Here is a 23,111-nt window from a genome sequence, read left to right as displayed (position 1 = left end):
CCGGGACGGCCAGTTTTCAGGGATCAGAGGGAATCAGCCTTGTCAGACTCCGCTTCCAATGCCGCCGAATTCACGGTTTCCGAAATCTCCTTCTCCATCAAGAAGACGATGGAGGACTCCTTCGGCTATGTGCGGGTGCGCGGCGAGCTCGGCCGCATTTCGAGACCCGGCTCCGGCCACATCTATCTCGACCTGAAGGACGACCGCGCGGTCCTGTCCGGCGTCATCTGGCGCGGGGTCGCCTCCAAACTGAAAATCCAGCCCGAACAGGGGTTGGAAGTGATCGCCACCGGCAAGATCACCACCTTTCCCGGCCAGTCGAAATACCAGATGGTGATCGACGCGCTGGAACCGGCCGGTGCCGGCGCGCTCATGGCACTCTTGGAAGAGCGGAAGCGGAAGCTCGCCGCCGAAGGCCTGTTCGGCGAAGAGCGCAAGCAGCTTCTGCCGAGCCTGCCGAGGGTCATCGGAGTCGTCACGTCGCCGAGCGGCGCCGTTATCCGCGATATCCTGCACCGGATCTCCGACCGCTTTCCCCTACACGTATTGGTCTGGCCGGTCCGGGTGCAGGGAGAGACCTGCGGCGCGGAAGTGGCGAACGGCATTCGCGGCTTCAATGCGCTTCCCCCCGGCGGCCCTATCCCGAGGCCCGACCTCCTGATCGTTGCCCGTGGCGGCGGGAGCATCGAGGATCTCTGGGGTTTCAACGAGGAAGCTGTCGTGCGGGCGGCGGCAGACAGCCAGATTCCGCTGATTTCCGCGGTCGGCCACGAGACCGACTGGACGCTGATCGATCTGGCCGCCGACGTGCGCGCGCCGACACCGACGGGGGCCGCGGAAATCGCGGTACCGGTCAAGGCCGACCTGATGGCCATGACGGACGACCTGTCGCGGCGTCTCTTCTCCGGCCTGAACCGCCTTATTTCCAACCGGCGCACGGAACTGCGGGCGGCAGGTGCGGCCCTGCCGGCACCTCGCGACCTGCTCGCCCTGCCCCGCCAGCGATTCGACACCGCCGCCGGCAGCCTGGAACGCTCGCTGATCGTCAATACCCGCAGCCACCGCAGCACCTATCAGAACGCGGCCGGCCGCCTGTCGCCGTTCCTGCTTGCCCGCGTCACCACCAAGGCGCGCGATCAGCTGGATACCTTCGGTGAGCGCCAGGGGCGCGCGCTTCAGGTTGCCGTTCGGCACAAACGCCAGGGCTATGCGGCCGTCTCCGACCGGCTGACGCCGATCCGGCTCAAGCATCAGATCACCATCGGCAACGAGCGCCTGTCCGGCCTGTCTGAGCGCATGGACCGGGCCTATGCCATCCGGCTGACGAAATCGCGCGACCGTCTGGACGGGCTGGAAAAGCTGCTGAAGTCGCTGTCCTACAAGGACGTGCTCGCTCGCGGCTATGCGCTGCTGCGCGACGACAAGGGCCAGCCGGTGCGCTCCGCAAGCGCGGTCTCCTCCGGCGATGCGCTCAGCATCGAGCTTGCCGATGGCACCATCGATGCGGTCGCCACGTCGGGGTCTGCGGGGCCCGCGCGGAAGGCGAAGAAGTCGGCGACTTCGGAGAACAAGAAGCCGACGTCGCAGGGCAGCCTGTTTTAGTTCTAACGGATCCCGGATTGAAAAAGGCCGCGCCGGTTTCCCGGCGCAGCCTTCATTTTCGTTTCTTCCTTCCCGGCTACATCATCGACGGCAGCCAGGTGATGATCGACGGGAAGGCCAGCAGGCCGCCAATCGTGATGATGTCGGCGACGAAGAACGGGACGCAGCCGCGGAACACTTCCTGAACCGGAATGTCCGGCCTCACACCTGCGACCACGAAGCAGTTCAGGCCGATCGGCGGCGTGATCAGGCAGAGCTCCGCCATCTTCACCACCAGAATGCCGAACCAGATCGAGCAGGCCTCACCCGACATGCCGAGCGTGCTGTCCGCGGCGCTGACGGCCTCACCGCCGTTCAGGGCCATGACCGCCGGATAGACCACGGGCAGGGTCAGGACGAGCATACCGATGGCATCGATGAACATGCCGAGCACCGCGTAGGCGCTCAGGATCAGGATCATCGTCAGCATCGGATCGTGCGGCAGGCTGACGATGAAGTCCCGGAACGCATCGGGCAGACCGGCGAAGCCGAGGAAGCGCACATAGACCAGGACGCCCCAGATCAGGGTGAAGATCATCACCGTCAGCTTGGCGGTTTCGTGCAGGGCCTGGCCCAGCTGCTTGGTGCGCATGCCCTTCACGAAGGCGGTGATCAGGACGACGAAGGCCCCGAGCGCACCGGCTTCCGTCGGCGTCGCGGCGAACTGGTACCCGCCGATTTCGATGCCGAACAGACCGATGAAGATCACAGCCACCACCGCGAAGATCGGAAGCGTTCCCGGTAGAGAGGCGAAGCGCTCGGACCAGGTGAAGCCCTTGATCGCCGGTGCGTCACCGCGCCAGGCCGCCATGCCGACGATGATCAGGATGTAGATCAGCGCCGAGTAAAGCCCCGGCAGGAAGCCCGCGATGAGCAGCTTTCCGACCGACTGTTCCACGAGGATCGCGTAGATCACCAGGATCGCCGAGGGGGGGATCAGCGAGGCAAGCGTGCCGCCGGCGGCAACCACGGCCGAAGCCAGCCGCTTGGAATAGCCCACCGCCAGCATTTCCGGAATGGCGACGCGGGCGAACACGGCGGCGGTTGCCACACTGGCGCCGGACACGGCGGCAAACCCGGCGGTCGCGAACACGGTGCCGACGGCCATGCCGCCGGGCATCCAGCCAAGCCACTTCTTGGCCGCATCGAACAGTTGCTTGGTCAGCCCCGCGTAGAAAGCCAGAAAGCCGATCAGGATGAAGGTCGGCAGGACCGACAAGGAATAGGTGACCGACTTTGAATGGGGCACGGTGCCGGCCATCTTCAACGCGGTGATGAAGCCTTTTTCGAAACCCATGCGCATGGAGAAGATGATGATGAGGCCGGTGAGCCCGACAAAGGCGGCGGCGAAGGCGACCCGTACGCCGATAAGCACGAGGACCAGCAGCACGCCGGTCATCAGCAATCCAACTTCAAATGGTGTCATCGGGAAGTCTCCCCGTCGTCTTCGCCGAAGGCTTCCTCGATTTCATGTTTTGCCGCTTCCTTGACATCCATGATGAGCGGAACCGCAAGGGGCGTGCGTGACGGATCCGCCATCAGCCGCCAATAGCCGTAGAGTTGCAACAACAGCCGGAGAGCGAGCAGGGTCAAAGCGACCGGAACGAGCAGTTTCGACGGCCAGGTGGGCAGCCCGACGTCAATGGTGGAATCGCCGATACTCCAGGACCGTTCGAAATGGAACCAGGAGCCGTAGATCAGTCCGCAGACCACCAGGAATATGATGAAAACCCCCAAGAATTCGGCCGTCCAGAGCGCGCGGCCCTTGAGCTTGCCCAGCAGGATTTCCATGCGGATGTGGCCGCCGACACGCTGGCAATAGGCAATTCCCATGAAGGTGAACACGGCCATTGCCTGTTCGGTGATGTCAATGAACCCCGGAATGGGCTGATTGAGGAAGGTGCGACCGAAGATCTGCACGACAGCCAGCAGCATCAGGAGCAGGATGCTGGCTGCGGCAATCAGGTTGAAGCCGTTTTCTATCCTGGCAAGAACGCCATCGAACACGATGTAACGCGGCGCCTCGGCGGTCGCGACGGACCGATCTGGTGTGATCATTTTTATACGCCCAAGGAAGGCCTCCGGCGTATAAAACGCCGGAGGTTGTAAGATCGACTGGTTAGTTCGAGCTCTCGGCCGGTCAGCCGTCGTTGCCGAGCGTCGTGTTCACCAGATCAAGCAGCTCCTGTCCCGGAATGCCCTTGGCATCCATGTCCTTGACCCACTGTTCGTGGATCGGGGCAGCCTTGGCCCGCAGGGCAGCAAGGTCGTCGGCGGAGAATTCGATCTGCTTGATGTTGCGCTTTTCCAGTTCCGGCCACCACTTGTCATAGACCTTGGCATAGGTGGCCAGGTAATGATCGACGGCTGCCGGGACGGTCTCGTCCAATGCCGTGCGGAATTCGTCCGGCAGGGCGTTGTAGGCGTCGGTGTTCACGACCACCGGGCACTGCACCGTTCCCGGATTCATGTTGGCGGTCCACCAGGTGCCGACTTCCACCGTCTTGAACGCCAGGTGAGCATGGGGCGCAAAGGATGCGGCCCGCACCGTTCCGGATTCCATGGCCTGATAGGTTTCCGAAGCCGTCACGGTGGTCGGAACGGCACCGATTGCGGACATCAGGTTACCGATCCCGCCCAGCGCGCGCACGCGCATTCCGTCAAAGTCCTTCGGAGAGGTCGGAGCGTCGCCATTGCCGATGAAGTTGTACTGCGGCATCGGGGACGGCATCAGAACCTGTGCGTTCCACCGGGCAAGATCCTTCTTGACTGCCGGGTGCTGATAAACCGCTTCGCTGACCTTTACTTCCGCGTCCAGGTCCTTCACGCCCAGGAACGGCAGTTCGAGAACCGTCAGGGTCGGGTTCTTGTCGGCATGGTAGGAAGCGCAGATCTGGGCCATCTCGAAAGCACCGAAGGAAATTCCGTCCAGATTTTCGCGCGATTTCGACAGCGCCTCGCCGTAAGCGAGCTTGATTTCGAACTTGCCGCCGGTCTTTTCGGCGACCTTCTCCGCCAGGTATTCGATGTGCTCGGTGAAGGCGCGGCGCTTGCCCCAGACGGAAACGTTCCAGGTGACGTCAGCGGCGAAGGTTTCGGTGGCAAAGACCATCCCCAAGACAGCTACGGATGCAGCGGTCGCGAACTTGCGAACAGTGAGCATGTGTATCCTCCCAGATAATGAGTGCTCTTCAGTCTGGATGTCCCGGCGACGCCACCTCCTGCAGCTTCTGCCCGCATCCAGCTGGGGATTATTTTGCATGTCCCGTGCCAACACGTGGCACGGCGGGATTTTCCCCCAATACCCCGCAGTTTTGGATGGCAGCACGTCTGAGCCGCCTCCGTCAATCGGCGATTTTTTGCCGATACCGTTTTCTCATGGGCGAAATCTTGCCGGAAACGTCAGTTTCAGGACAGAGGCTCCAGGACCAGCTCCTAATAAACGCCGGGAAACAAGCGGTATCTCACGCGGCCCGTGTACTCCCGATATCCAGGCAACTCGTCCTGAAGTACGCGATCTTCGAATGCGGTTCTGATCACGGCGACGACCAGCGCGGCTGCAACCGGTATGAGTGTCCAGGCAGAACCCAGGGCCAGGACGATGCCCGGTAATGCCAGAAGATTGCCGGCGTATCCCGGATGCCGGACGATCCGGTACGGGCCGCTGTCACATACCGTGTGCCCCCGATCGGTCTGGATGCGCATCATGGTGGAAAAGAAGCGGTTTTCCGCCAGGGCCCATGTTGCGAAGGCGTATCCTGCTGCAATCAGGACGAGACCGGCGACGGTAAGCCATGCGGGAAACGCAGGCGACCAGCCAAGGCGATGGTCCAGCCCCGCCACGATGATCACCGGGAAGGAAAGGGTCACTGCCATGAGCGGCGCCAGGACTTTGTCCCATGCCTTGACATCCGGAGCCGTCAGGGATCGGGTTCGCTCCGCCATCAACCCCGGATGCCGTCCTTCCGCCAAGATGCGTCCTCCGACACCGGCTGCGACGATGAGCAGGCAATAGACCCACGCCTGCCACCACCGGATATCCCCGCCGCAGGCCAGCAGGATCACGGGTATGGATACATGGACAAGGATCACGCGAAGCCACTCGCGGGGCGTAGCCGTCTGAGCCGCACCCGGTTTACCTGGTTCCGCTTGCATAAAGTTCCTCCGTCCGGAGCGACCGGTCTGCGCGCGGCCTCTCTGGTCCGGCTGCGTCATATATATGGGCCCATACGCTAGTCATCAGAGACCGTCAGCCCGGACTTCGGACGGGTCAGGCCGAGACGGGTCATCTTTTCGTTCAGGGTCCGCCGCGGAACACCGAGTTCCTCCATGACGGCGGCGATCCGGCCGTCGTGCCGGCGCAAGGCACTGGCGATGATGTTGCGCTCGTAATTGTCCATGATGGCGCGCAGGGTGTCGCCCTCGCCGATCTCTTCTGCCGCGCCGTTTCCGGTTACCAGCGTTTCCAGCGGTTGGCGGCCGACACCGGCGTTCAGGACGAAGCGCTCTGCCGCATTTCTGAGTTCGCGGACGTTTCCCGGCCAGGCGTAGGTCTGCAAAAAGGCCTCGTCGCGCGCGCTCGTTTCGGGGCGCTCCAGTCCGTACTGGGCGGCGAACCGGTTGACGAAGGTATCGAACAACATGAGGCAATCGCTGCCCCGGTCGCGCAAGGGCGGGATGGTGACTTCGATGGTGTTCAGGCGAAACAGGAGATCCTCGCGCAGGGTCCTGGTGGCAACCGCCTCGCGCGGATCGACGTTGGCCGCGCTGACGATGCGGATGTCGACCGGCACCGGCTTGCGCCCGCCGATCCTGTCGACCTGCTTTTCCTGGAGCACCCGCAGAAGCTTCGGCTGCAGGCTCATCGGCATCGACACGATTTCGTCGAGGAAAAGAACCCCGCCGTTGGCCGCCTCGATCCGTCCCTGACGCATCCGGTCCGCGCCGGTGAAGGCCCCGGCCTCATGGCCGAACAGCTCCGCCTCAACCATGGTATCCGGCAGGGCCGCGGCATTGATTGCAACGAACGGACCGCCCTTGCGGCCGCCGAAATCATGCAGGGCCTGGGCGACGACTTCCTTTCCGGTCCCGGTTTCCCCGGTGATCAGCACCGCCGCATCGGTGGAGGCGAAATGCAGGACCCTCTCGCGCAGGGCCCGCATGGCCGGGCTGCTGCCGAGAAGCCGGCTTTCCAGGCTGGAGCCATCCTCCAGGCGCCTGGTCAGCGCCCGATTTTCCAGAACGAGGGTCCGCTTTTCCACGGCACGGCGCACGATCTCGGCCATGTTGTCCGGATCGAACGGCTTTTCGACGAAATCATAGGCGCCGTTGCGCATCGCCTCCACGGCCATGGGGACATCGCCATGACCGGTGATCAGGATCACCGGGATTTCCGCATCGATCTCCCCGATCCGGCGCATCAGACTGACCCCGTCTTCTCCCTGCAGCATCACGTCGGAGACGACACAGCCCGGAAAGCTGGACGAAATCTTGCCGATCGCTTCCTGGGCGCTCGCGGTTTCAATCGGGCTGAAGTCCGCCAGTCCCATCCATTGCCGCAAGGCGGCGCGCATGGACGGGTCGTCATCGACAATCAGAACCGGGGCCTGTGCTGATGGCGCGGTCATTCCGCGGGAACCTCTTCCACGTTTGTCTCAGTCGTCTTTTCACGTTGGCTTTCGCGCCGAGGCCGCACCTCGCGCGTGGCCGGCAGCGACAGGGTGAAGGTCGCTCCCCCGAAGCTGTTCGTCGCAACCGACAGGGAGCCGCCGATGTCTTCCGCGATCCGACCCGAAATGGAGAGGCCGAGCCCGAGACCGCCGCTGCTCAGCTTTGTGGTGAAGAACGGATCGAAGATCTTTTCCCGGATGTCCTCCGGAACACCGGCGCCATTATCGGACACCTCGATGACGATGGCCTCCTCCAACCGTTTCGCTTCCAGCAGCACCTTGCCGTCCGCAACCTGGGCGGCCGCGTCCGCGCCATTGCGCAACAGGTTCAACAGCACCTGTTCGACCGGCAGCGGCGCCGTTTCCAGACGCAGGGGTTCATCCGGCAGAGTGACCGTAAGGTCGACCCCGGTTTCCTCAAATCGCGGCAGGGCGATCTTGGCGGCCGCGCGAATGTTTTCCTTCAGGTCGATGGTTTCGATCCGGCTTTCCGCAGGCCGCGCAAAGCGCTTCAGCTCCTGGGTGAGCGCCGCCATCCGGTGCTGCAGGGAATCGATCTCGGACAGGTTCTCCGTTGCCGCCTCGATGTTCCGCTTTTCCAGGAACTTTCGGGTTCCGGCAACGAACATGCGCAAGGCGGCAAGGGGCTGGTTCAATTCATGGGCGACGGCAGCCGACATCTGGCCGACCGCGGCCAGGCGGCTTGATCGCGCCAGCCCCTCCTGGGCCTTGATCAGTTCGCGTTCGACCCGCTTGCGCTCTTCGACCTCATCCGTCAGCCGCAGGTTCAATTCCCGCAACTCCTCCGATTCCTGGCGCAAGAGAGCGGATGCCCTGCGCAGTGCCCGTCCCCGGAACACCAGGACGCCGACCGCATAAAGCAGGCTGAGGCCGATGGCAGAGACCCAGACCGGCCAGAGGTTCTCTTTCGTCTCCGCAACCGGGACCAAGAAATGCAGCTTCCAGCCAAGCAGGCCGACATCGGCCTGGTTGTGGCGATAGTGGTGCCCGTCTATCGACAGGACGTTCTCCTCATTGGCGGATGAATCGGACAGGGGCTCGAGCGGCAGGCCCGCGAACTGGCGGGTCTTGCGGATCTCCGCCAGCACGTCGTCGCTGAGCGCATGCAGCACCTTGTAGCGCCAGTCGGACATGCTGGACAGAATGATCACGCCGTTGGCATCCGAGGCAAAGACGATTTCGCCGCCTTCCGCCCAGGCCCGCTCCAGGGGCTGCATGTCGACCTTGACCACGGCGACGCCACGCGGCGTGCCTTCGACCGGCGTCGGCCGCGACAGGAACAGCCCCGGTTCACCAATGGTCGCCCCGATGGCAAAGAAACGCCCCTCCTCTCCGGCCATGGCCGCCTGGAAATAGGGCCGGAAACCGTAGTTGCGCCCGACCAGGGACAGGTCATCCCTCCAGTTGCTGGCGGCAAGCGTGTTGCCGTCCGTATTCATGATGTAGAGCAGGTAGGCGCCGGAGTTCTGCGCCATCTCCTCCAGGAACCGGTTCGCGGATTCCGTCGTCTGCTGCATGTTCAAGACGATGGTCGCCCGCGGATCGCGCGCCAGCACATAAGGCAGATAGCGGTACTTGTCGTATTCCCCGAGGATGGTCTGGCGGTAGAGGGTCAGCCGTTCGGACGCCTTGCGGTCGACGCTTTCCTCGTCGCGCACGGCGATCAGCTGCACGATGACGGCAGCGATCAGCAGCAAGACGAGCGGCGGCAGCGCCAGAAGAATGAAACGGGTCCTCATGCTTTCTTATGTCCTGTTTGGCCCGAGGCCGCAAACCGGAAAGGAGATCATGGACAATACGTCGGGAGCGCGGTTAGGGTCTGGCAAACTTAATAATCGGAAACGCCCATGCACTTCGAACTGACTGAAGAACAGCAGATGATTTCTGACGCCGCCCAACGACTGGCGGCCGACCGTCTGGAACCGTTGGCCGAAAAGGTCGACGCCGGAGAAGGCCGGGCGGAGTTCCTCGACAATCTGCGCCTGCTTGCGGAAAACGGCTTCATGGGGCTGAACGTTTCCGCCGACTACGGCGGCACGGAAGCCGGCGCCATCGGCTTTTCCCAGGCCGTTCAGGCATTGGCGGGCGGCTGCGCCTCCACCGCCGTCACCGTATCGGTGACCAACATGGTCGGCGAAGTGATTCAGGCGGTGGGTTCTGACGAACAGAAGGAAGCCTACCTGCCGAAGCTGACGGACGGCACCTATGCCGCCGGCGGCTTCTGCCTGACGGAATCGTCTGCCGGGTCAGACCCTTCAGCAATGAAGACCCGCGCCGTCAAGGACGGCAATCACTATGTGCTGAACGGCGCCAAGCTCTATATCACCTCCGCCGAATATGCCGGCATCTTCGTCGTCTGGGCGGTCACCGATCCGGACGCGCCGAAGGGCAAGGGCATTTCCTGTTTCCTGGTCGAGGCGGGAACGCCCGGTCTCGTGATCGGCAAGGCGGAAAAGAAGATGGGCCAGACGGGTTCTGCGACCAACGAGGTCCTGTTCCAGGACTGCCGGGTTCCGGCAACGGCCATGATGGGCAAGGAAAACGACGGCTTCCGCATTGCCGTCGGCGAACTGGCCGGCGGGCGCATCGGCATCGCCTCGCTGGCGCTCGGCATTGCCCGCAAGGCGATGGACACCGCCAAGGCCTTCGTCAAGGAACGCGAGCAGTTCGGCCGGCCACTCGCCGACATGCAGGGCCTGCAATGGATGATCGCCGACCGGGAGACGGAACTGGAAGCCGCCCGCTTGCTGATCCTGCAGGCGGCTGCGCTGAAGGATGCCGGCAAGCCCTATTCCAAGGAAGCTTCGATGGCGAAACTCTACGCCTCCGAAGCCGCCCAGCGCGCCACTTACACGGCCCTGCAGCTTCACGGCGGCGCCGGTTACATCAGGGACTATCCGCTGGAACGCTTCGCCCGCGACGCCCGGATCACGACCATCTACGAAGGCACATCGGAAATCCAGCGCCTGATCATCGCCCGGGAGGTGATGAAGGCCGTTTAGAACCGTGTGTGGCAAACTGATTGGAATGGGGCCTTATGAACGCTTTGCCTGTCCTGACTGACGTGCCTGTTCTGCAGACACCGAGGCTTGTGCTTCGCGCTCCGGCGTTAGCGGACTTTCCGGCCTTTCTTTCCTATTCCACATCCGAGCGGAGCCGGTTCGTGGGCGGGCCGAAGCCCCCGCACGCCGCGTTCGAGAAGTTCGCCGGAATGATCGGGCATTGGGCCCTCCGCGGTTTCGGGCGGTTTGTAATAACGGACAGAACGAGCGGAGACGCTCTCGGCCACGTCGGCCCGTTGCAGCTCGATGATGCTGTCCTGCCCGAGCTGACCTGGACCCTCTGGTCTGAGGCGGCGGAAGGCAAGGGATTCGCCCATGAGGCCGCACAAGCGGTCAATACCTGGTTTTTCGGACCGTTCGGCTGCAAGGAGGCAATGGCAGAGGTCCAGCGCGGGAACAGTCGGTCACATGCCCTGGCAAAGCGACTGGGCGGTGTCGCCTGGCCCGATGGGCCGAAAGGCTGGATGGACGACGGTATCGTCTATCGTTTCCGCGTAAAATTCGCGACATCGTCGAATTAAGGCGATGTAAGTTTTTGCACCAACACCGCTTCGAGTTGATCCTCCTCAAAGAGGGGGTTCAAATTCCTGCATAAATTGCCGATATAAAATACAGGCACTCGCCTGTTTTTCTGGACGGAGAAAATACCATGGCACTCAAGGACATTCTGACGATCGTTGACCTTTCCGGACCTCAACCTGCGCCGAAGTACGCGCTTGAGCTCGGGCGGCAGTACGATGCCCATGTGACGGGTCTGGCGATCGCGTTCGAACCCGTGGTACCGGCCTTCGCCGCGGCACCGATGCCGGTGGATTACCTGGAAGCGGCTCACGAGCAGGCCGTCGGCGCCGCCAAGGATGCCCAGAAGCAGTTCGACGAACTGGCGCGTCTGTCCGGCGACAAGTCGGAAAGCCGCGTCGAGGAAATTCTGACCGGCGGTCCGCTGGAAAGCGTGCTCCAGCATTGCCGCACCACCGACCTTGTGGTGATCGGCCAGACCAATCCGGATACGCCGGAGCCGATGCGCGAACTCCTGATCGAAACGGTGCTGTTCGAAAGCGGTGTGCCGGTCCTTCTCGTGCCTTACATCGGCGTTTCCGACTACACGCCGAACAATGTGCTGATCGCCTGGGACGGCAGCTCGACCGCGACCCGCGCCATCCATGCGGCCCTGCCGATGCTGGACAAGTCCGACAAGATCACCGTTCTCGTGGTAGAGAAGAAGAAGACCGAAGGCACCGGTGGTCAGCCGGGGGCGGAAATCGCCACCTATCTCGCCCGCCACGGCCTCGACGTGACCATCGACGTGGTGACCAACCCTCAGACGGGCATTGCCGATACGCTGCTCAACTACGTGTCCGACCATGGCAACGACCTTGTCGTCATGGGCGGCTACGGCCACAGCCGGATGCGCGAGTTCCTGTTCGGCGGCGCAACCCGCGAGATCCTGGAAGCCATGACCGTACCGGTCCTGATGGCGCACTGATCAGGCCCGGTCGCCGGATTATTCCGGTGACGTGGATGGTCACGTTACGTAATCTTAAGGGGCGGAGGGTTTTCTGAACTCTCCGCTTCATTTGAATCGATAGACAGGCGGCGAGGCAGTCTGCGTGACCATAAGAAATCTGGAGGGGTTTTTCGCCCCGCAGTCCATCGCCGTCATCGGTCCGTCCCGCCACGATCCGGCGGCCACCGACTATGTGCTGCAGGCCCTGTCCGGTTTCACCGGCAAAGGACCCGTGCATCTGATCGGCGTGCAAGCCGAAACCGGACTTTCCGGTTTCGGCAGCGCCGCCTCGATCGACGACCTGACAGCCGGCCCGGATCTCGCGATCTGCCTCGGCCCTTCGGATGATATTCCGCAGACGATCGCCGGGCTTGCCGCCCGTGGAACGCGCGCCGTCCTGCTGCTGTCGCCGGGCTTCGAAAACTGGCCGGAGGACCTGCTTCAGCAATGCCGGGAGGCCGCCCGTCCCGCAAACCTGCGCATGATCGGTCCCGGCAGCCTGGGCGTTGCCGTTCCGGCCCTTTCCCTGGACACGCTCCTGAGTGCCGCCAAACCCCTGCCGGGGGACATTGCCTTCTTCGCCCGCTCCGGCGCGGTCCTGAACGGAACCCTCTCCTGGGCCGCCAGCCACCAGACCGGGTTCTCCGGCGTGGTGTCGCTCGGCGCCCGCATGGATGTGGATATCGGCGACCTGATCGACTATTTCGCGCAGGATTACAGAACGCGAGCGATCCTGCTGCATCTGGAAAACCTGTCCTCGCCGCGGAAATTCATCTCCGCGGCCAGGGCGGCCGCACGCAGCAAGCCTGTGATCGTGATCCGCTCCGGGCGCAGCCTGGAAACCGTCGGTACGGGGCGCACCCACGCCGGGCGGCTGGCCAATCCGGATCTGGTTTACGAGGCCGTCTTCCGCCGGGCCGGTCTGCTCAGGGTCAATGACCTGGACGAAATGTTCGAGGCGGTCGAAACCCTGTCACGGATCCGGGTTCCCCAATGCGAATCCCTGGCCGTGGTCGCCAACGGGCGCAGCCTGGCGGCCTTCGCCTCCGACCGCTTGTCGGACCTCGGCGCTAATCTTGCCCGGCTCGACCCGGAGACCGTCGCCGCGATCACCCCTTTCTGCAGACCCGCGCGAAATCCGGAAGGCATGATCGGCGCGCGAGGCAAGGTCGTGCTGAGGGAAGACCTGCCCGCAGAGGATCTCAAATTCACCCTCGACCGGATCCTGCAGGACAAGAACGTTGACGGGTTGCTGACGCTGCACTCGGGAACGGCCTTCACGCCGCTTGGCGAGATCGGCAAGGCGATTGCCGAAACGGCTGTCGAAAGCCGCAAGCGCACACGGCGATCCAAGGCGCTCGTCACCGGCCTGATCGGCGGTGACAGCACTATCCGCGCGCCGCTGGATGCGGCCGGGCTTCCCTGTTATTTCAGCTCCGGGGAAGCCGTGCGCAGCATCATGCATCTGGCGCGCGACGCCCGGGCGCGCGACTTCCTCATGGCCGTGCCGCCCAGCATGCCGAGCGACTTCACGCCGGACAAGGCGTCTGCCCGCCGCATCGTCGACAAGGCTCTGGCCGAAGACCGGACCTGGCTTTCCCCGGTCGAAGTCGCAGCCGTTCTGGCGGCCTATCAGATCCCCCTGATCGGGACCGAACTTGCCGAAACGGCGCCGGAGGCGGCCGAGATCGCCCGGCACTTCTTTCGCTCCGCCCGTCACTGTGTCGTCAAGCTGGTCTCCCCCGACCTGCCGTTCAAATCGGAAATCGACGGGGTTCGGTTGGGCCTGGAAAGTCCGGAAGCCGTCGAAGCGGCCGCCCAGCAGTTGCTCGACCAGACCAGGGAGATGTTTCCCGCCGCGAGCATCATCGGCATCAGCGTGCATCCCATGCTGGAGGACCGGAACGGCCTGGAACTCTATATAGGCCTTGCCAACACGCCGGTGTTCGGCCCCCTCATCGTGTTCGGACAGGGCGGAACGGTGGTCGAGGACAGCGGCGACGTCTCGCTGGAACTGCCGCCGCTCGATCTCAAACTGGCCGATGCCCTGATCGGGCGTATCCACATCAGCCGGCTGCTGGCGGGAACGCGCGCCCGTCCGCGCCTTGATCGGGAGGCCGTCTCCCTGATACTGGTCAAGCTGTCCCAGATCTGCGTCGACATACCGGAAATCCTGGAACTCGACATCAACCCGCTGGTGGCGCGCCAGGAGGGGGTGCTTGCGCTCGATGCCCGCATCACGCTTGGAGAACCGGTCGAGCATCCCGGACGCCAGGGCCGGTCCCGGCTGTCGATCGCGCCTTATCCGAGCGAGTGGGAGCAATCCCTTACCCTCAAGGACGGACGGACCGTGTTCGTCAGGCCGGTCCGGCCCGATGACGAGGACCGGTTCAAGACATTGTTCGAGGCGATCGCGCCGGAGGACCTGCGGCTTCGTTTCTTCGCCCCGGTCCGCGATTTCAGCCACCGTTTTCTCGCCCAACTCACCCAGCTCGACTATGCGCGCGCCATGGCCTTTGCCGCGATCGATCCGGAAACCGGCAACCTGCTCGGTGTGGTCCGGCTGCACACGGATCCGGATCACCTGACCGGCGAATATGCCGTCATCGTGCGCTCCGACCTCAAGGGCATCGGCCTCGGGTGGGCCCTGATGCAGCTGATCATCCGCTATGCCAGGGCGGACGGGATCGCCACGATCAAGGGCGAGGTGCTCAAGGAAAACACCTCCATGCTCGCCATGTGCGAAAAGCTCGGTTTCTCGGTCAAGACCTCGCGGGACGACCCCGGCATCGCGGACGTCACGCTGCCGGTAACGGGTCTGGACGAAGACCTCGACGGATAAGCTTATTTGGCTTCCGCCTCGGCGCGGATCTGGCTCAGGGACCGTGCGGGGGTGATCGCTTCCGGATCGAGCTTCAGATGCAGCAGCGCCGGCTTGCCGGAAGCCTGCGCCCGCTCGAAGGCCGGACCGAAGTCTTCCGTCTTCTCGACCGTCTCCGCATGGGCGCCGTAGGACCGGGCAAGGGCGGCGAAATCCGGATTGACCAGTTTCGTCGCCGACGGACGGCGCGGATAATTGCGCTCCTGATGCATGCGGATGGTGCCGTACATGCCGTTATCGATGGCAAGCACGATGATCGCCGCTCCTTCCTGACAGGCGGTGCCGAATTCCTGCATGGTCATCTGCAGGCAGCCGTCGCCGGCAAAGCACACGACCGGACGGTCCGGGAAGGTCAGCTTGGCGGCAACGGCGGCGGGAAGGCCGTAGCCCATGGAGCCGGAAGTCGGAGCGGCCTGGGTGCCATAGCCGCGGAAACGGTGGAAACGGTGCAACCAGGTGGCATAGTTGCCCGCGCCATTGGTGAAGATCGCATCGTCGGGCAGGTTGGCCTCGATCCAGTCCATGACGCCCGACATCTGCAGAGCGCCCGGCGTTTCCGGTCGGGCGCCGGACCATGCCAGATAATCCTCATGGGCGCTTGCCCCACCACCCGCGCCCTTCAGCTCGGTCGGCGGCTGCAACCCTTCGGCCGCCCTGCAGAAGGCCGCCGGGCTCGCATGGATGGCAAGAGTCGGCCGGTAGACCCGGCCGAGTTCTTCCGCATCCGGATGAACATGCACCAACGCCTGGTCCGGCTCGGGAATGTTCAAGAGCGAATAGGACTGGCTGGGCATTTCAGACAGGCGGCCGCCGACGAGCAGCACCAGATCGGAGGCCTTGATCCGCTCGGTGAGCTTCGGGTTGATGCCGATGCCCACGTCCCCGGCGTAGTTCGGGTGCAGGTTGTCGAACAGCATCTGCCGGCGGAAGGAGCAGGCGACCGGCAGGTCGAAGCGTTCCGCGACACGGGCGAAGGCCGCGACCGCATCCGCGGTCCAGCGGCTGCCGCCGAGGATCGCGATCGGCCGTTCCGCCGCCCAGAGCCGCTTCTGCAGATCGGCCATCAGCGTCAGGCCCGGATGGGTCTCGACCTGGCGCCACGGTTCGGGCTGGCTGACGGCTGCCGTTTCGACCAGCATGTCTTCCGGCAGGGCGAGCACGACCGGGCCGGGGCGGCCGGAGGTCGCCACATGGTAAGCCCTTGAAATGAATTCCGGCACCCGGTCGGCGTGATCGATCTCAGCGACCCATTTCGCCATGCCGCCGAACATCTGCCGGTAATCGACTTCCTGAAACGCCTCGCGTTCGCGCATGCCGCGCTCGATTTGGCCGATGAACAGGATCATCGGTGTGGAATCCTGGGCGGCCACATGAACGCCGGCGGCCGCGTTGGTCGCGCCGGGCCCGCGGGTCACCATGCAGATGCCGGGCTTGCCGGTGAGCTTGCCGTAGGTATCCGCCATCATGGCCGCGCCGCCTTCCTGACGGCACACGGTCACGGGAATATCGGCGTCATAAAGAGCATCCAGAACGGCCAGGTAACTTTCGCCGGGAACGCAGAAGACACGTTCGGCGCCGTGAAGCTCCAGCGCCTCGACGAGCAACTGGCCACCGGTTTTCGGAAGATTATTCATAAACGCCCTCAAAGTCGGCTTCCCCGACCGGGGAAAGCGGATCCGTGGAATATCCGATCTGTATAACGCAAATCGTCAAAGCGGTGCAGGGCATCCGCCACGTAATTTAGCAATGAGTTCATTCCACACCGGAACAAACCGGCACGGGGCGCAGGACAAAAAAAGGGCAGCCACGCATGGCTGCCCTTGCCAATCCTCTTTGCCGCCTGACGGTGCAGGCGATATCCTCAAGCTGCGGGAATACGCAGGACCTGGCCCGGATAGATCTTGTCCGGATCGGAGAGCATCGGCTTGTTCGCCTCGAAGATCGCCTGATACTTGGCACCGTTGCCGTAGGCCTTTTCAGCGATCTTCCAGAGCGTATCGCCCTTTGCGACCGTATGGAAACTCGCTTCCGGCTCGCTCGAGCCGACCGAAATCTCCTCTTCGACCTTCGAAATCCCGAGAACGTTTCCGGCCGCGAGGATCAGCTTTTCGCGTGCTTCCTGCGTCGGCGCCGCACCTGCGATCTTGACGGTATCGCCATCGACTTCAACCTTCACGTCGCCGTCCAGACCGAGTTCGGCAACTTCCTTTTCGATCGCTTCCGCGCTGGTTTCCGGCGCTTCGTCATCGCCGAAAAGCTTCTTGCCGGCGTCCTTCACAAAATCAAAGAAACCCATGTCTTTTTTCCTTTAGGCATGCACACAAAACACCCGCCAATAGATTCGGCAGGAGGCAATTTAACGTTACGGGATCATATTGCAGAATTACGAAGCCATCGGAAGCAGGTTGTCGCCGTCATACCCGAAATGCCTCGGGCCACAAAACCGGCTCCCGGCGCGGCGTGCCTGTTCGATACGCCGACGGCCCGATGGCCGGATCCGGGGCGCTTTTTTCCAGCTGCCGCGCCGGTGAGATCCGCCCTCGGATCAGCCTTTGCGCTTCACTTCGATTTTTTTGGTCTTTTCGGTCGTTTCCGCCGGGCGCGGCAGAACGACGGTCAGAACGCCGTTGTCCATGTGAGCCTCGACCTTGGCGGCATCCGGTTCGAACGGCAGGGTCAGGACGCGGCGGAATGACCCGTAGCTGCGTTCGCTGACATAGCGATCCTTTTCATCGACGGTCTTTGCGGCCGTCTTCTCGCCCTTGATGGTCAGCGTCCGGTCTGAAACGGAAACGTCAATATCCTTTTCCGCAATCCCGGGCAATTCAGCGGTCAGCTCCAGACCCTTGTCCGTTTCGTGGACGTCGATTGCGGGAAAACTGGTTACGGGCGCTCCGGCCGTCGGCAGTTTTCTGCCGAAATCCTGGAACATCCGGTCCATCTCCTTTTGCAGGGATGTAAACGGGTTGTCGTCATTTCCCCATAGCGAAGGCAACAGATTGCTCATTTGAACCACCTTTCCTCACCACATGATTCAAGCTGTCTTGTTTAGGGTACGGACGGATCGAGCCCCGACCCTCACCCTTTTTACCCGACAACCGGAGCGTTTCGTTTGACCCACATCAACCATTAGACGGTGCGCGCGCAATTCCCGGGACCGAACCGCATATCCCGACACGACGACGGGGCGCGAATCGCTTCGCGCCCCGTCGTCTGAATTCGGGTGTTCAAGGGTCAGAGGGGCTGAACCGTCACGACCTGAAACGTATAAAGGTCGCCGTCTTCATCCTTGATGGAGACATATTCTCCGGGCTGGAAGGCGTGGGCGCCGAAACGGTAGCCCGCCTCGTCGTCGTCCTCGCCCTCAATATCATAGTGGAACGCCCAGGAACCGCCCGGCCTGTGGACCAGATGGCCGATTTCCTCTTCTTCTCCGCCCCAGAATCGGCGCACCCTGCAATGCTCGCGCTCTTTCTTCCACATTCCGGCATCGATATGACCGGTTTCATCGAGCGGGGCGGTAAATTCATAGCCATGGTGTGCCGAGCCTTGCGGAAACTCCTTGGTCCGGGCCAGATTCAGCCTGATCTTCCTCAAAGCCGGAAATTCACTCATGACAGTCCTCCTTGAAATAATTCTGCCGTGCCACTGTCATAGCAGCTAGACCGCAAGGCGATACATACATCATTGAGAAAGATCAAACGCTTGTCTGCGTTCTTGCGACAGTTTCCAATCAGACACACACAAAAGGGGAAATCAGGATGAACAAACCGGACACCACCCAGGACCGTGTGTTTGCCTTTCTGGAAAGCCTTACGCCGGACGATGCCTCCGGACTTGCGACGAAGCGGATCGACACCCACGCCAATGCGGTCGTCCTCGTGGGCTCCAAAGCCTACAAGGTCAAACGAGCCGTCCGCTTCCCCTTCCTCGACTATTCCACACTCGCCTTGCGCAAGGAGGCCTGCGAGCGCGAGATCATCTACAATTCCCGCTTCGCGCAAAACCTCTACCTGAAAGCCGTCCCGATCACTGAAGACGCCGACGGTTCGCTCGCCCTGGACGGGTCCGGCGATCCGATCGAATGGGTGGTGGTCATGAACCGGTTTTCAGGGAAAGACGAACTGGACCACCTCGCCGAGGCCGGACCGTTTTCCGATGCGCTCGCCGATGACCTGGCCGCCATGATGGTGGACGCCCATGACAACGCGCCCGAGCGTGAGGCCGACGGGTTCATCGCCGAACTTCAAAGCTACGTGGAGCAGAACGCCGCCGCCTTCGCCGAGCACCCGGACCTGTTTCCGCCGCAGGAAGCGACCCACTTGAACGAAAGCGCGCGGCGCTGGCTGGAGCGGATCTGCGACCTGATCCGGACGCGCGGACGGCACGGCCTGATCCGCCTGTGTCACGGCGATGCGCATTTGCGCAATATCGTGCTTCAGGACGGCAAGCCGGTTCTGTTCGACGCCATCGAATTCTCCGACGCCATTGCCACCGGCGACGTGCTTTACGACCTCGCCTTCCTGCTGATGGACCTTTGGGAGCGCGGCCAGAGGCGCGCGGCGAACCGGGTCTTCAACCGCTATTTCGACAAGGCGCAACGGGAGATCGATATCGACGGTCTCGCCGCCCTGCCCTTCTACCTGATGATGCGCGCCGCAATCCGGGCGAAGATCGCGGCCAGTGCAGCACTCAACCAGTCGGAGCCGGCAGAGCGCCGGCGCCAGGAGGACCAGGCCCGGGCCTACTTCCGTCATGCGCTCGATTTCCTCGATCCGCGCGAACCGGTGCTGACCGCCATAGGCGGACTTTCGGGCACGGGCAAGACGACGCTGGCCTATGGCCTTGCGCCGGAGATCGGCCGGGCGCCGGGCGCACGGGTGCTGCGCACCGATGTCATGCGCAAGGCCCGCCTCGGGCTGGATGAAACGGAAAAAGCCCCGGCGGAGGCCTATACCAGGCAAGCGAGCGACGAAGTCTATGCCGCCATCGACCGGCAGATCCAGTCGGTGCTCGCCGCCGGACATTCGGCGATCTTCGACGCGGTCTTCGCAGACGAGACGGAACGAACCCACGTGGAAGCGGTCGCCGCCCGTGTGGAGGCAGGCTTTTGCGGCGTGTGGCTCACCGCACCGGATGCCGTCCTCAAGGACCGGGTTTCAGCCCGCAAGGGCGATGCGTCCGATGCAGACGCCGAAATCGTCGCGCGCCAGCTCACCTATGATCTCGGCGACATGAAATGGGCGAGCGTCGATGCCGCCGGCAGCTTGGACGACACGTTGCGGAAGACGCGGCAGGCGTGCGGCGTTTTTCAAAGCCCGTAGGCGCGCATGGCGGCGGCGGCGGCCACCGCAAAGGCCACCGCGACAACTTCCTTGCGGACCCACGCCATGACTGCCGCCGATATGACCAGGCAGATCATGACGGGCACGCCGCCTTTCAGGGCGATCGGCAGGATGGTGGAGACGATGATCGCACCTGGAAGCGCTTCCAGGGCGCGGCGGATCCTCGGTGTCAGTGGAATGCGACCCATGATCCAGTAGCCGCCGGCGCGCATGATATAGGTGACCAATGCCATGCCGGTGATGGCGAACAGGAACATGCCGTCGACGGAAAAGACCGCATCAGTCATCGAGGAACGCCCCCGCGATCGCGCCTGAAACCGCACCCGTCAGGATGCCCCAGTAGCCACCGACGAGATACCAGGTCGCAATGGCGACCCCGCCGGCAATGGCCCAGCTCACCGTCTGGCGGCGCCCTTTCCACAGCGGCACCAGAAGGGCGACGAAGAAGGCCGGCATGATGACGTCGAGCCCCCACAGTTTCGGGTCGGAGACCAGGCTGCCGAGAAAGTAGCCGGGCATCACGGCAAGGCTCCAGACGAGCCAGGTGAAGAGGCCGCTGCCGAGATAGATCCCCCAGTCGCGCTCGCCGGCATCGTATTGGCGGAGCGTCAGCAGCCAGTTGATGTCGGTCAGCAGGAAGAGTGCGGGATAGGTCTGGATGCCCGGCACCTGACCGAGCCAGGGCCTGAGGCTTGCCCCGATCAGGAGCATGCGCATATTGACGGCCGCCGTCACGCCGATCATCGCCAGAGCCCCGGCCCATGTCAGCGGATCGCCGTAGACTTCCATGGCCACGAACTGGGAGGCGCCGGCATAGACGAAGGAGTTGATCAGCAGCGTTTCGGCAAAGGTCAGCCCCTTCTGGGCCGCAACCGTGCCGAAGGCGGCACCGAAGGCGATCACCCCGGGCAGGATCGGCAGGCACAAAAGGGCGCCACGCACGCAACCGCTGGCGGTCAGAGATATCCGTTTGTCCGTCATTCCGATTTCTATCGAGAGAAGCGCCGGCGGAGGGACCGGCAGGAATTATCCCACCACCATGGCCCGCGGGCCTGCCGCGGACCAATGAAATCTTGTGATCCGATCATTCACGGCACTGCTGGAGCGGATCGGCGCAGAATGCGCTGCGGCCTAGAACAGCACGCCGTAAATCATGCGCAAGCCGGTGAAGCCGAGGAACAGGGCGAAGACCAGCTTCAGCTTCGACGGATCGATCGTATGGGCGATCTTCGCGCCCAGCGGAGCGGCAAAGGTCGACGCCGGAATGATCAGCAGGAAGCCGATCAGATTGACGTAGCCGAGGGAGAACGGCGGCCTTCCCGGTTCGCCCAGGCCGAAATAGATCGACAGCAAGGTGCCCGGCACGGCAATGATCAGCCCGATTGCGGCGGCGGTGCCGACGGCCTTGCGGATCGGGTAGTTGAACAGCGTCAGGGTCGGCACGCCGAGCGTACCGCCGCCGATGCCCATCATGACCGAGATGCCGCCGATGATGAAACCGATCACTTCTTTGAGCGGGGACCCGGGCAGCTTTTCGGTGAGGGCGACCCCGTCCTTTCGGAAGAGCATGTTCGCCGAAACGGCAAGCGCCACGATCCCGAAAATGAGGGTCAGGGACCCGCCGGAAATGTTGCCTGCAAGCGTTGCGCCGGCAATCACGCCGAGGCCGATCGCCCACCACCAGCGCTTCAACAGATCCATGTCCACGCTGCCGCGCTTCCAGTGGGCGCGCGCAGACGAGGTTCCCGTCGCCAGGATGGTGGCCAGAGACGTACCGACCGCCACATGCATCAGGACGGACGGGTCGATCTTGAGGGCCGTGAACATGTAATAGAGCACCGGCACGATGACGATGCCGCCGCCCACGCCGAGAAGTCCCGCAACGATCCCGGCCACAACGCCCGTTGCCAGAAGTGCCGCCGCCAGAAGCGCCAGCTCGAACATGCTGAAGTCAGCCATTTGCTTTCCGATTCACAATTCCAGAATTTGCGCGCACCATACAGGCGAGACCGGCCAAAACGCCAGCACACAGTACTGTTGCCATTTCAGAACAAACGACCGGGAATGATCCACGGTTGTACCAAGGTGGGTTGCAGCCGATTTGAATTGCGACGATCTTGCCGGCCGCCGCCTTTATCTTCAGGACCACCACCGTCATGCACCATGTCTGAGCCCCGGCTTGCGCTTTACACCTTCGGCCAATTCGTGGCCCCTTACGAAAGCGAACAAATAAAAGGTTTCCGGGAAGCGGAACCGCATGTGTTCGCAATAATCGAAAACGCATCCGGGTTTCTCGGCCGGTCCGGCTACGAGAACGAGCCGGACATCCCCATGTGGGGCGAACAGGTGTTTCCCAAATACTGGCAGGACAACGGCGACGGCTTTGCGCCCTCCACGCTGTCGCTCTGGGAGAGCATCGAGGCCGCCCTGGCCGCCTGCTATCACGGCCTTCACGGACAAGCGCTGAAACGCGGACGGGACTGGAACGTCAAGCCGGACGGCTGGCCGAACTATGTGGCGTGGTGGGTGGCCGGCGACCATCGGCCGGACTGGAGCGAAGCCGTCAGCCGCCTGGAACACCTCGGCGACCACGGCCCCTCGCCCACGGCCTTTACCTTCAAGCCGGTGTTCGGCCCGGACAGACAAGCGGCCGGTATCGACGCAGGCAAAGTGAAGCGGCTTGCCGCGGAAAACGCGGCGGGGGCGAAGGAATAATAATTTTTGAGAAGTGGTACAGACGGGTGGATTCGAACCACCGACCTTCGGAGCCACAATCCGACGCTCTAACCTACTGAGCTACGTCTGCAAATGTCGAAGTGGCGCGGACCCTATTGGGTTCGGGCGCCCGTTTCAAGGGGGTCTTCTAACCGGCTTTCAGTCTGTCCACAAGCGGGAATTTTATCAAGAGCCTGCGTGAGGTCCGGACCTGTCTCCGGAAGCAAAAAGTCCTCAACGCCGGCAGCAGGCGGGATCGCGACAGACAAA

At 63.0% G+C, this 23,111-nt stretch carries 21 protein-coding genes and 1 tRNA gene; 7 read left to right on the top strand and 15 right to left on the bottom strand.

Annotated features, from left to right (window positions below):
- Positions 1-39: 39 nt before the first annotated feature.
- On the top strand, positions 40-1,602 hold the full coding sequence (gene xseA, locus ACN0SO_RS06485) for an exodeoxyribonuclease VII large subunit (protein WP_417675747.1): 1,563 nt from the start codon (positions 40-42) through the stop codon (positions 1,600-1,602).
- Positions 1,603-1,678: 76 nt separating this feature from the next.
- Here xseA and ACN0SO_RS06480 read toward each other — a convergent pair whose 3' ends face one another.
- From ACN0SO_RS06480 to ACN0SO_RS06455, 6 genes are all read right to left on the bottom strand, one after another.
- Complete coding sequence (locus tag ACN0SO_RS06480) at positions 1,679-3,067, bottom strand: TRAP transporter large permease (protein WP_417675745.1); 1,389 nt, start codon at positions 3,065-3,067, stop codon at positions 1,679-1,681.
- On the bottom strand, positions 3,064-3,699 hold the full coding sequence (locus ACN0SO_RS06475) for a TRAP transporter small permease subunit (RefSeq protein ID WP_417675743.1): 636 nt from the start codon (positions 3,697-3,699) through the stop codon (positions 3,064-3,066). The genes ACN0SO_RS06480 and ACN0SO_RS06475 overlap by 4 nt, the downstream gene beginning before the upstream one ends.
- Positions 3,700-3,781: 82 nt before the next feature.
- Complete coding sequence (locus ACN0SO_RS06470; RefSeq protein ID WP_417675741.1) at positions 3,782-4,804, bottom strand: C4-dicarboxylate TRAP transporter substrate-binding protein; 1,023 nt, start codon at positions 4,802-4,804, stop codon at positions 3,782-3,784.
- A gap of 272 nt (positions 4,805-5,076) precedes the next feature.
- Complete coding sequence (locus tag ACN0SO_RS06465) at positions 5,077-5,796, bottom strand: methyltransferase family protein (protein ID WP_417675739.1); 720 nt, start codon at positions 5,794-5,796, stop codon at positions 5,077-5,079.
- 77 nt (positions 5,797-5,873) lie between these two features.
- Positions 5,874-7,268 (bottom strand): sigma-54-dependent transcriptional regulator, encoded by a 1,395-nt coding sequence (locus ACN0SO_RS06460; RefSeq protein WP_417675737.1) that lies wholly within the window; start codon positions 7,266-7,268, stop codon positions 5,874-5,876.
- The gene (locus tag ACN0SO_RS06455; RefSeq protein WP_417675735.1) at positions 7,265-9,070 is read right to left on the bottom strand and encodes a sensor histidine kinase; all 1,806 of its coding nucleotides are present in this window, start codon (positions 9,068-9,070) and stop codon (positions 7,265-7,267) included. The genes ACN0SO_RS06460 and ACN0SO_RS06455 overlap by 4 nt, the downstream gene beginning before the upstream one ends.
- A 108-nt stretch (positions 9,071-9,178) precedes the next feature.
- On the opposite strand from ACN0SO_RS06455, the gene ACN0SO_RS06450 reads away from it, so the two are divergent.
- From ACN0SO_RS06450 to ACN0SO_RS06435, 4 genes are all read left to right on the top strand, one after another.
- Positions 9,179-10,333: an acyl-CoA dehydrogenase family protein gene (locus ACN0SO_RS06450; RefSeq protein ID WP_417675733.1), complete on the top strand. Its 1,155-nt coding sequence runs from the start codon at positions 9,179-9,181 to the stop codon at positions 10,331-10,333.
- Between the two features lie 35 nt (positions 10,334-10,368).
- On the top strand, positions 10,369-10,914 hold the full coding sequence (locus ACN0SO_RS06445) for a GNAT family N-acetyltransferase (protein WP_417675731.1): 546 nt from the start codon (positions 10,369-10,371) through the stop codon (positions 10,912-10,914).
- Between the two features lie 128 nt (positions 10,915-11,042).
- The gene (locus ACN0SO_RS06440) at positions 11,043-11,879 is read left to right on the top strand and encodes a universal stress protein (protein ID WP_417675729.1); all 837 of its coding nucleotides are present in this window, start codon (positions 11,043-11,045) and stop codon (positions 11,877-11,879) included.
- Positions 11,880-12,003: 124 nt separating this feature from the next.
- Entirely contained in the window at positions 12,004-14,742 is a 2,739-nt protein-coding gene (locus tag ACN0SO_RS06435; RefSeq protein WP_417675727.1) for a bifunctional acetate--CoA ligase family protein/GNAT family N-acetyltransferase, read from the top strand.
- 2 nt (positions 14,743-14,744) lie between these two features.
- Here ACN0SO_RS06435 and ACN0SO_RS06430 read toward each other — a convergent pair whose 3' ends face one another.
- The 4 genes from ACN0SO_RS06430 to ACN0SO_RS06415 form a co-directional block, all read right to left on the bottom strand.
- Positions 14,745-16,415: a thiamine pyrophosphate-binding protein gene (locus ACN0SO_RS06430; protein WP_417675725.1), complete on the bottom strand. Its 1,671-nt coding sequence runs from the start codon at positions 16,413-16,415 to the stop codon at positions 14,745-14,747.
- Between the two features lie 227 nt (positions 16,416-16,642).
- Positions 16,643-17,077, bottom strand: a complete 435-nt coding sequence (gene lysM / locus ACN0SO_RS06425; RefSeq protein WP_417675723.1) for a peptidoglycan-binding protein LysM — start codon at positions 17,075-17,077, stop codon at positions 16,643-16,645.
- A 249-nt stretch (positions 17,078-17,326) separates the two neighbouring features.
- Positions 17,327-17,788, bottom strand: coding sequence for an Hsp20/alpha crystallin family protein (locus tag ACN0SO_RS06420; RefSeq protein WP_417675721.1), 462 nt, complete (start codon positions 17,786-17,788; stop codon positions 17,327-17,329).
- 227 nt (positions 17,789-18,015) lie between these two features.
- The gene (locus tag ACN0SO_RS06415; RefSeq protein WP_417675720.1) at positions 18,016-18,396 is read right to left on the bottom strand and encodes a hypothetical protein; all 381 of its coding nucleotides are present in this window, start codon (positions 18,394-18,396) and stop codon (positions 18,016-18,018) included.
- Between the two features lie 146 nt (positions 18,397-18,542).
- On the opposite strand from ACN0SO_RS06415, the gene ACN0SO_RS06410 reads away from it, so the two are divergent.
- Positions 18,543-20,105, top strand: a complete 1,563-nt coding sequence (locus tag ACN0SO_RS06410) for an AAA family ATPase (protein WP_417675719.1) — start codon at positions 18,543-18,545, stop codon at positions 20,103-20,105.
- Here ACN0SO_RS06410 and ACN0SO_RS06405 read toward each other — a convergent pair.
- The 4 genes from ACN0SO_RS06405 to ACN0SO_RS06390 all read right to left on the bottom strand — a co-directional run bounded on the left by ACN0SO_RS06405 (position 20,093) and on the right by ACN0SO_RS06390 (position 22,284).
- Positions 20,093-20,413 (bottom strand): AzlD family protein, encoded by a 321-nt coding sequence (locus tag ACN0SO_RS06405; RefSeq protein ID WP_417675717.1) that lies wholly within the window; start codon positions 20,411-20,413, stop codon positions 20,093-20,095. The genes ACN0SO_RS06410 and ACN0SO_RS06405 overlap by 13 nt on opposite strands.
- The gene (locus ACN0SO_RS06400) at positions 20,406-21,107 is read right to left on the bottom strand and encodes an AzlC family ABC transporter permease (protein ID WP_417675715.1); all 702 of its coding nucleotides are present in this window, start codon (positions 21,105-21,107) and stop codon (positions 20,406-20,408) included. The genes ACN0SO_RS06405 and ACN0SO_RS06400 overlap by 8 nt, the downstream gene beginning before the upstream one ends.
- 150 nt (positions 21,108-21,257) lie before the next feature.
- On the bottom strand, positions 21,258-22,085 hold the full coding sequence (locus tag ACN0SO_RS06395; protein WP_417675713.1) for a sulfite exporter TauE/SafE family protein: 828 nt from the start codon (positions 22,083-22,085) through the stop codon (positions 21,258-21,260).
- Entirely contained in the window at positions 22,078-22,284 is a 207-nt protein-coding gene (locus ACN0SO_RS06390) for a hypothetical protein (protein ID WP_417675711.1), read from the bottom strand. The genes ACN0SO_RS06395 and ACN0SO_RS06390 overlap by 8 nt, the downstream gene beginning before the upstream one ends.
- Positions 22,285-22,289: 5 nt before the next feature.
- On the opposite strand from ACN0SO_RS06390, the gene ACN0SO_RS06385 reads away from it, so the two are divergent.
- Positions 22,290-22,841 carry a DUF3291 domain-containing protein gene (locus ACN0SO_RS06385; protein WP_417675709.1) on the top strand — a complete coding sequence of 184 codons (552 nt, stop codon included), beginning with the start codon at positions 22,290-22,292 and terminating at the stop codon, positions 22,839-22,841.
- Positions 22,842-22,855: 14 nt separating this feature from the next.
- On the opposite strand, the gene ACN0SO_RS06380 is transcribed toward ACN0SO_RS06385, so the two are convergent.
- Positions 22,856-22,932, bottom strand: a tRNA-His gene (locus tag ACN0SO_RS06380).
- Positions 22,933-23,111 lie beyond the last annotated feature (179 nt).

The sequence above is a fragment of the Roseibium sp. genome, assembly GCF_048260565.1.
Classification (GTDB): Bacteria; Pseudomonadota; Alphaproteobacteria; order Rhizobiales; family Stappiaceae; genus Roseibium.
This window is presented reverse-complemented; position numbering and strand designations above follow the sequence as displayed.

Excerpts from the sequence above, each read along its gene's own strand:
- ACN0SO_RS06480 (WP_417675745.1), bottom strand. The coding sequence starts at position 3,067 with ATGACACCATTTGAAGTTGGATTGCTGATGACCGGCGTGCTGCTGGTC.
- ACN0SO_RS06475 (WP_417675743.1), bottom strand. The coding sequence starts at position 3,699 with ATGATCACACCAGATCGGTCCGTCGCGACCGCCGAGGCGCCGCGTTAC.
- ACN0SO_RS06470 (WP_417675741.1), bottom strand. The coding sequence starts at position 4,804 with ATGCTCACTGTTCGCAAGTTCGCGACCGCTGCATCCGTAGCTGTCTTG.
- ACN0SO_RS06465 (WP_417675739.1), bottom strand. The coding sequence starts at position 5,796 with ATGCAAGCGGAACCAGGTAAACCGGGTGCGGCTCAGACGGCTACGCCC.
- ACN0SO_RS06460 (WP_417675737.1), bottom strand. The coding sequence starts at position 7,268 with ATGACCGCGCCATCAGCACAGGCCCCGGTTCTGATTGTCGATGACGAC.
- ACN0SO_RS06455 (WP_417675735.1), bottom strand. The coding sequence starts at position 9,070 with ATGAGGACCCGTTTCATTCTTCTGGCGCTGCCGCCGCTCGTCTTGCTG.
- ACN0SO_RS06450 (WP_417675733.1), top strand. The coding sequence starts at position 9,179 with ATGCACTTCGAACTGACTGAAGAACAGCAGATGATTTCTGACGCCGCC.
- ACN0SO_RS06445 (WP_417675731.1), top strand. The coding sequence starts at position 10,369 with ATGAACGCTTTGCCTGTCCTGACTGACGTGCCTGTTCTGCAGACACCG.
- ACN0SO_RS06440 (WP_417675729.1), top strand. The coding sequence starts at position 11,043 with ATGGCACTCAAGGACATTCTGACGATCGTTGACCTTTCCGGACCTCAA.
- ACN0SO_RS06430 (WP_417675725.1), bottom strand. The coding sequence starts at position 16,415 with ATGAATAATCTTCCGAAAACCGGTGGCCAGTTGCTCGTCGAGGCGCTG.
- lysM (WP_417675723.1), bottom strand. The coding sequence starts at position 17,077 with ATGGGTTTCTTTGATTTTGTGAAGGACGCCGGCAAGAAGCTTTTCGGC.
- ACN0SO_RS06420 (WP_417675721.1), bottom strand. The coding sequence starts at position 17,788 with ATGAGCAATCTGTTGCCTTCGCTATGGGGAAATGACGACAACCCGTTT.
- ACN0SO_RS06415 (WP_417675720.1), bottom strand. The coding sequence starts at position 18,396 with ATGAGTGAATTTCCGGCTTTGAGGAAGATCAGGCTGAATCTGGCCCGG.
- ACN0SO_RS06410 (WP_417675719.1), top strand. The coding sequence starts at position 18,543 with ATGAACAAACCGGACACCACCCAGGACCGTGTGTTTGCCTTTCTGGAA.
- ACN0SO_RS06405 (WP_417675717.1), bottom strand. The coding sequence starts at position 20,413 with ATGACTGATGCGGTCTTTTCCGTCGACGGCATGTTCCTGTTCGCCATC.
- ACN0SO_RS06400 (WP_417675715.1), bottom strand. The coding sequence starts at position 21,107 with ATGACGGACAAACGGATATCTCTGACCGCCAGCGGTTGCGTGCGTGGC.
- ACN0SO_RS06395 (WP_417675713.1), bottom strand. The coding sequence starts at position 22,085 with ATGGCTGACTTCAGCATGTTCGAGCTGGCGCTTCTGGCGGCGGCACTT.
- ACN0SO_RS06390 (WP_417675711.1), bottom strand. The coding sequence starts at position 22,284 with ATGACGGTGGTGGTCCTGAAGATAAAGGCGGCGGCCGGCAAGATCGTC.
- ACN0SO_RS06385 (WP_417675709.1), top strand. The coding sequence starts at position 22,290 with ATGTCTGAGCCCCGGCTTGCGCTTTACACCTTCGGCCAATTCGTGGCC.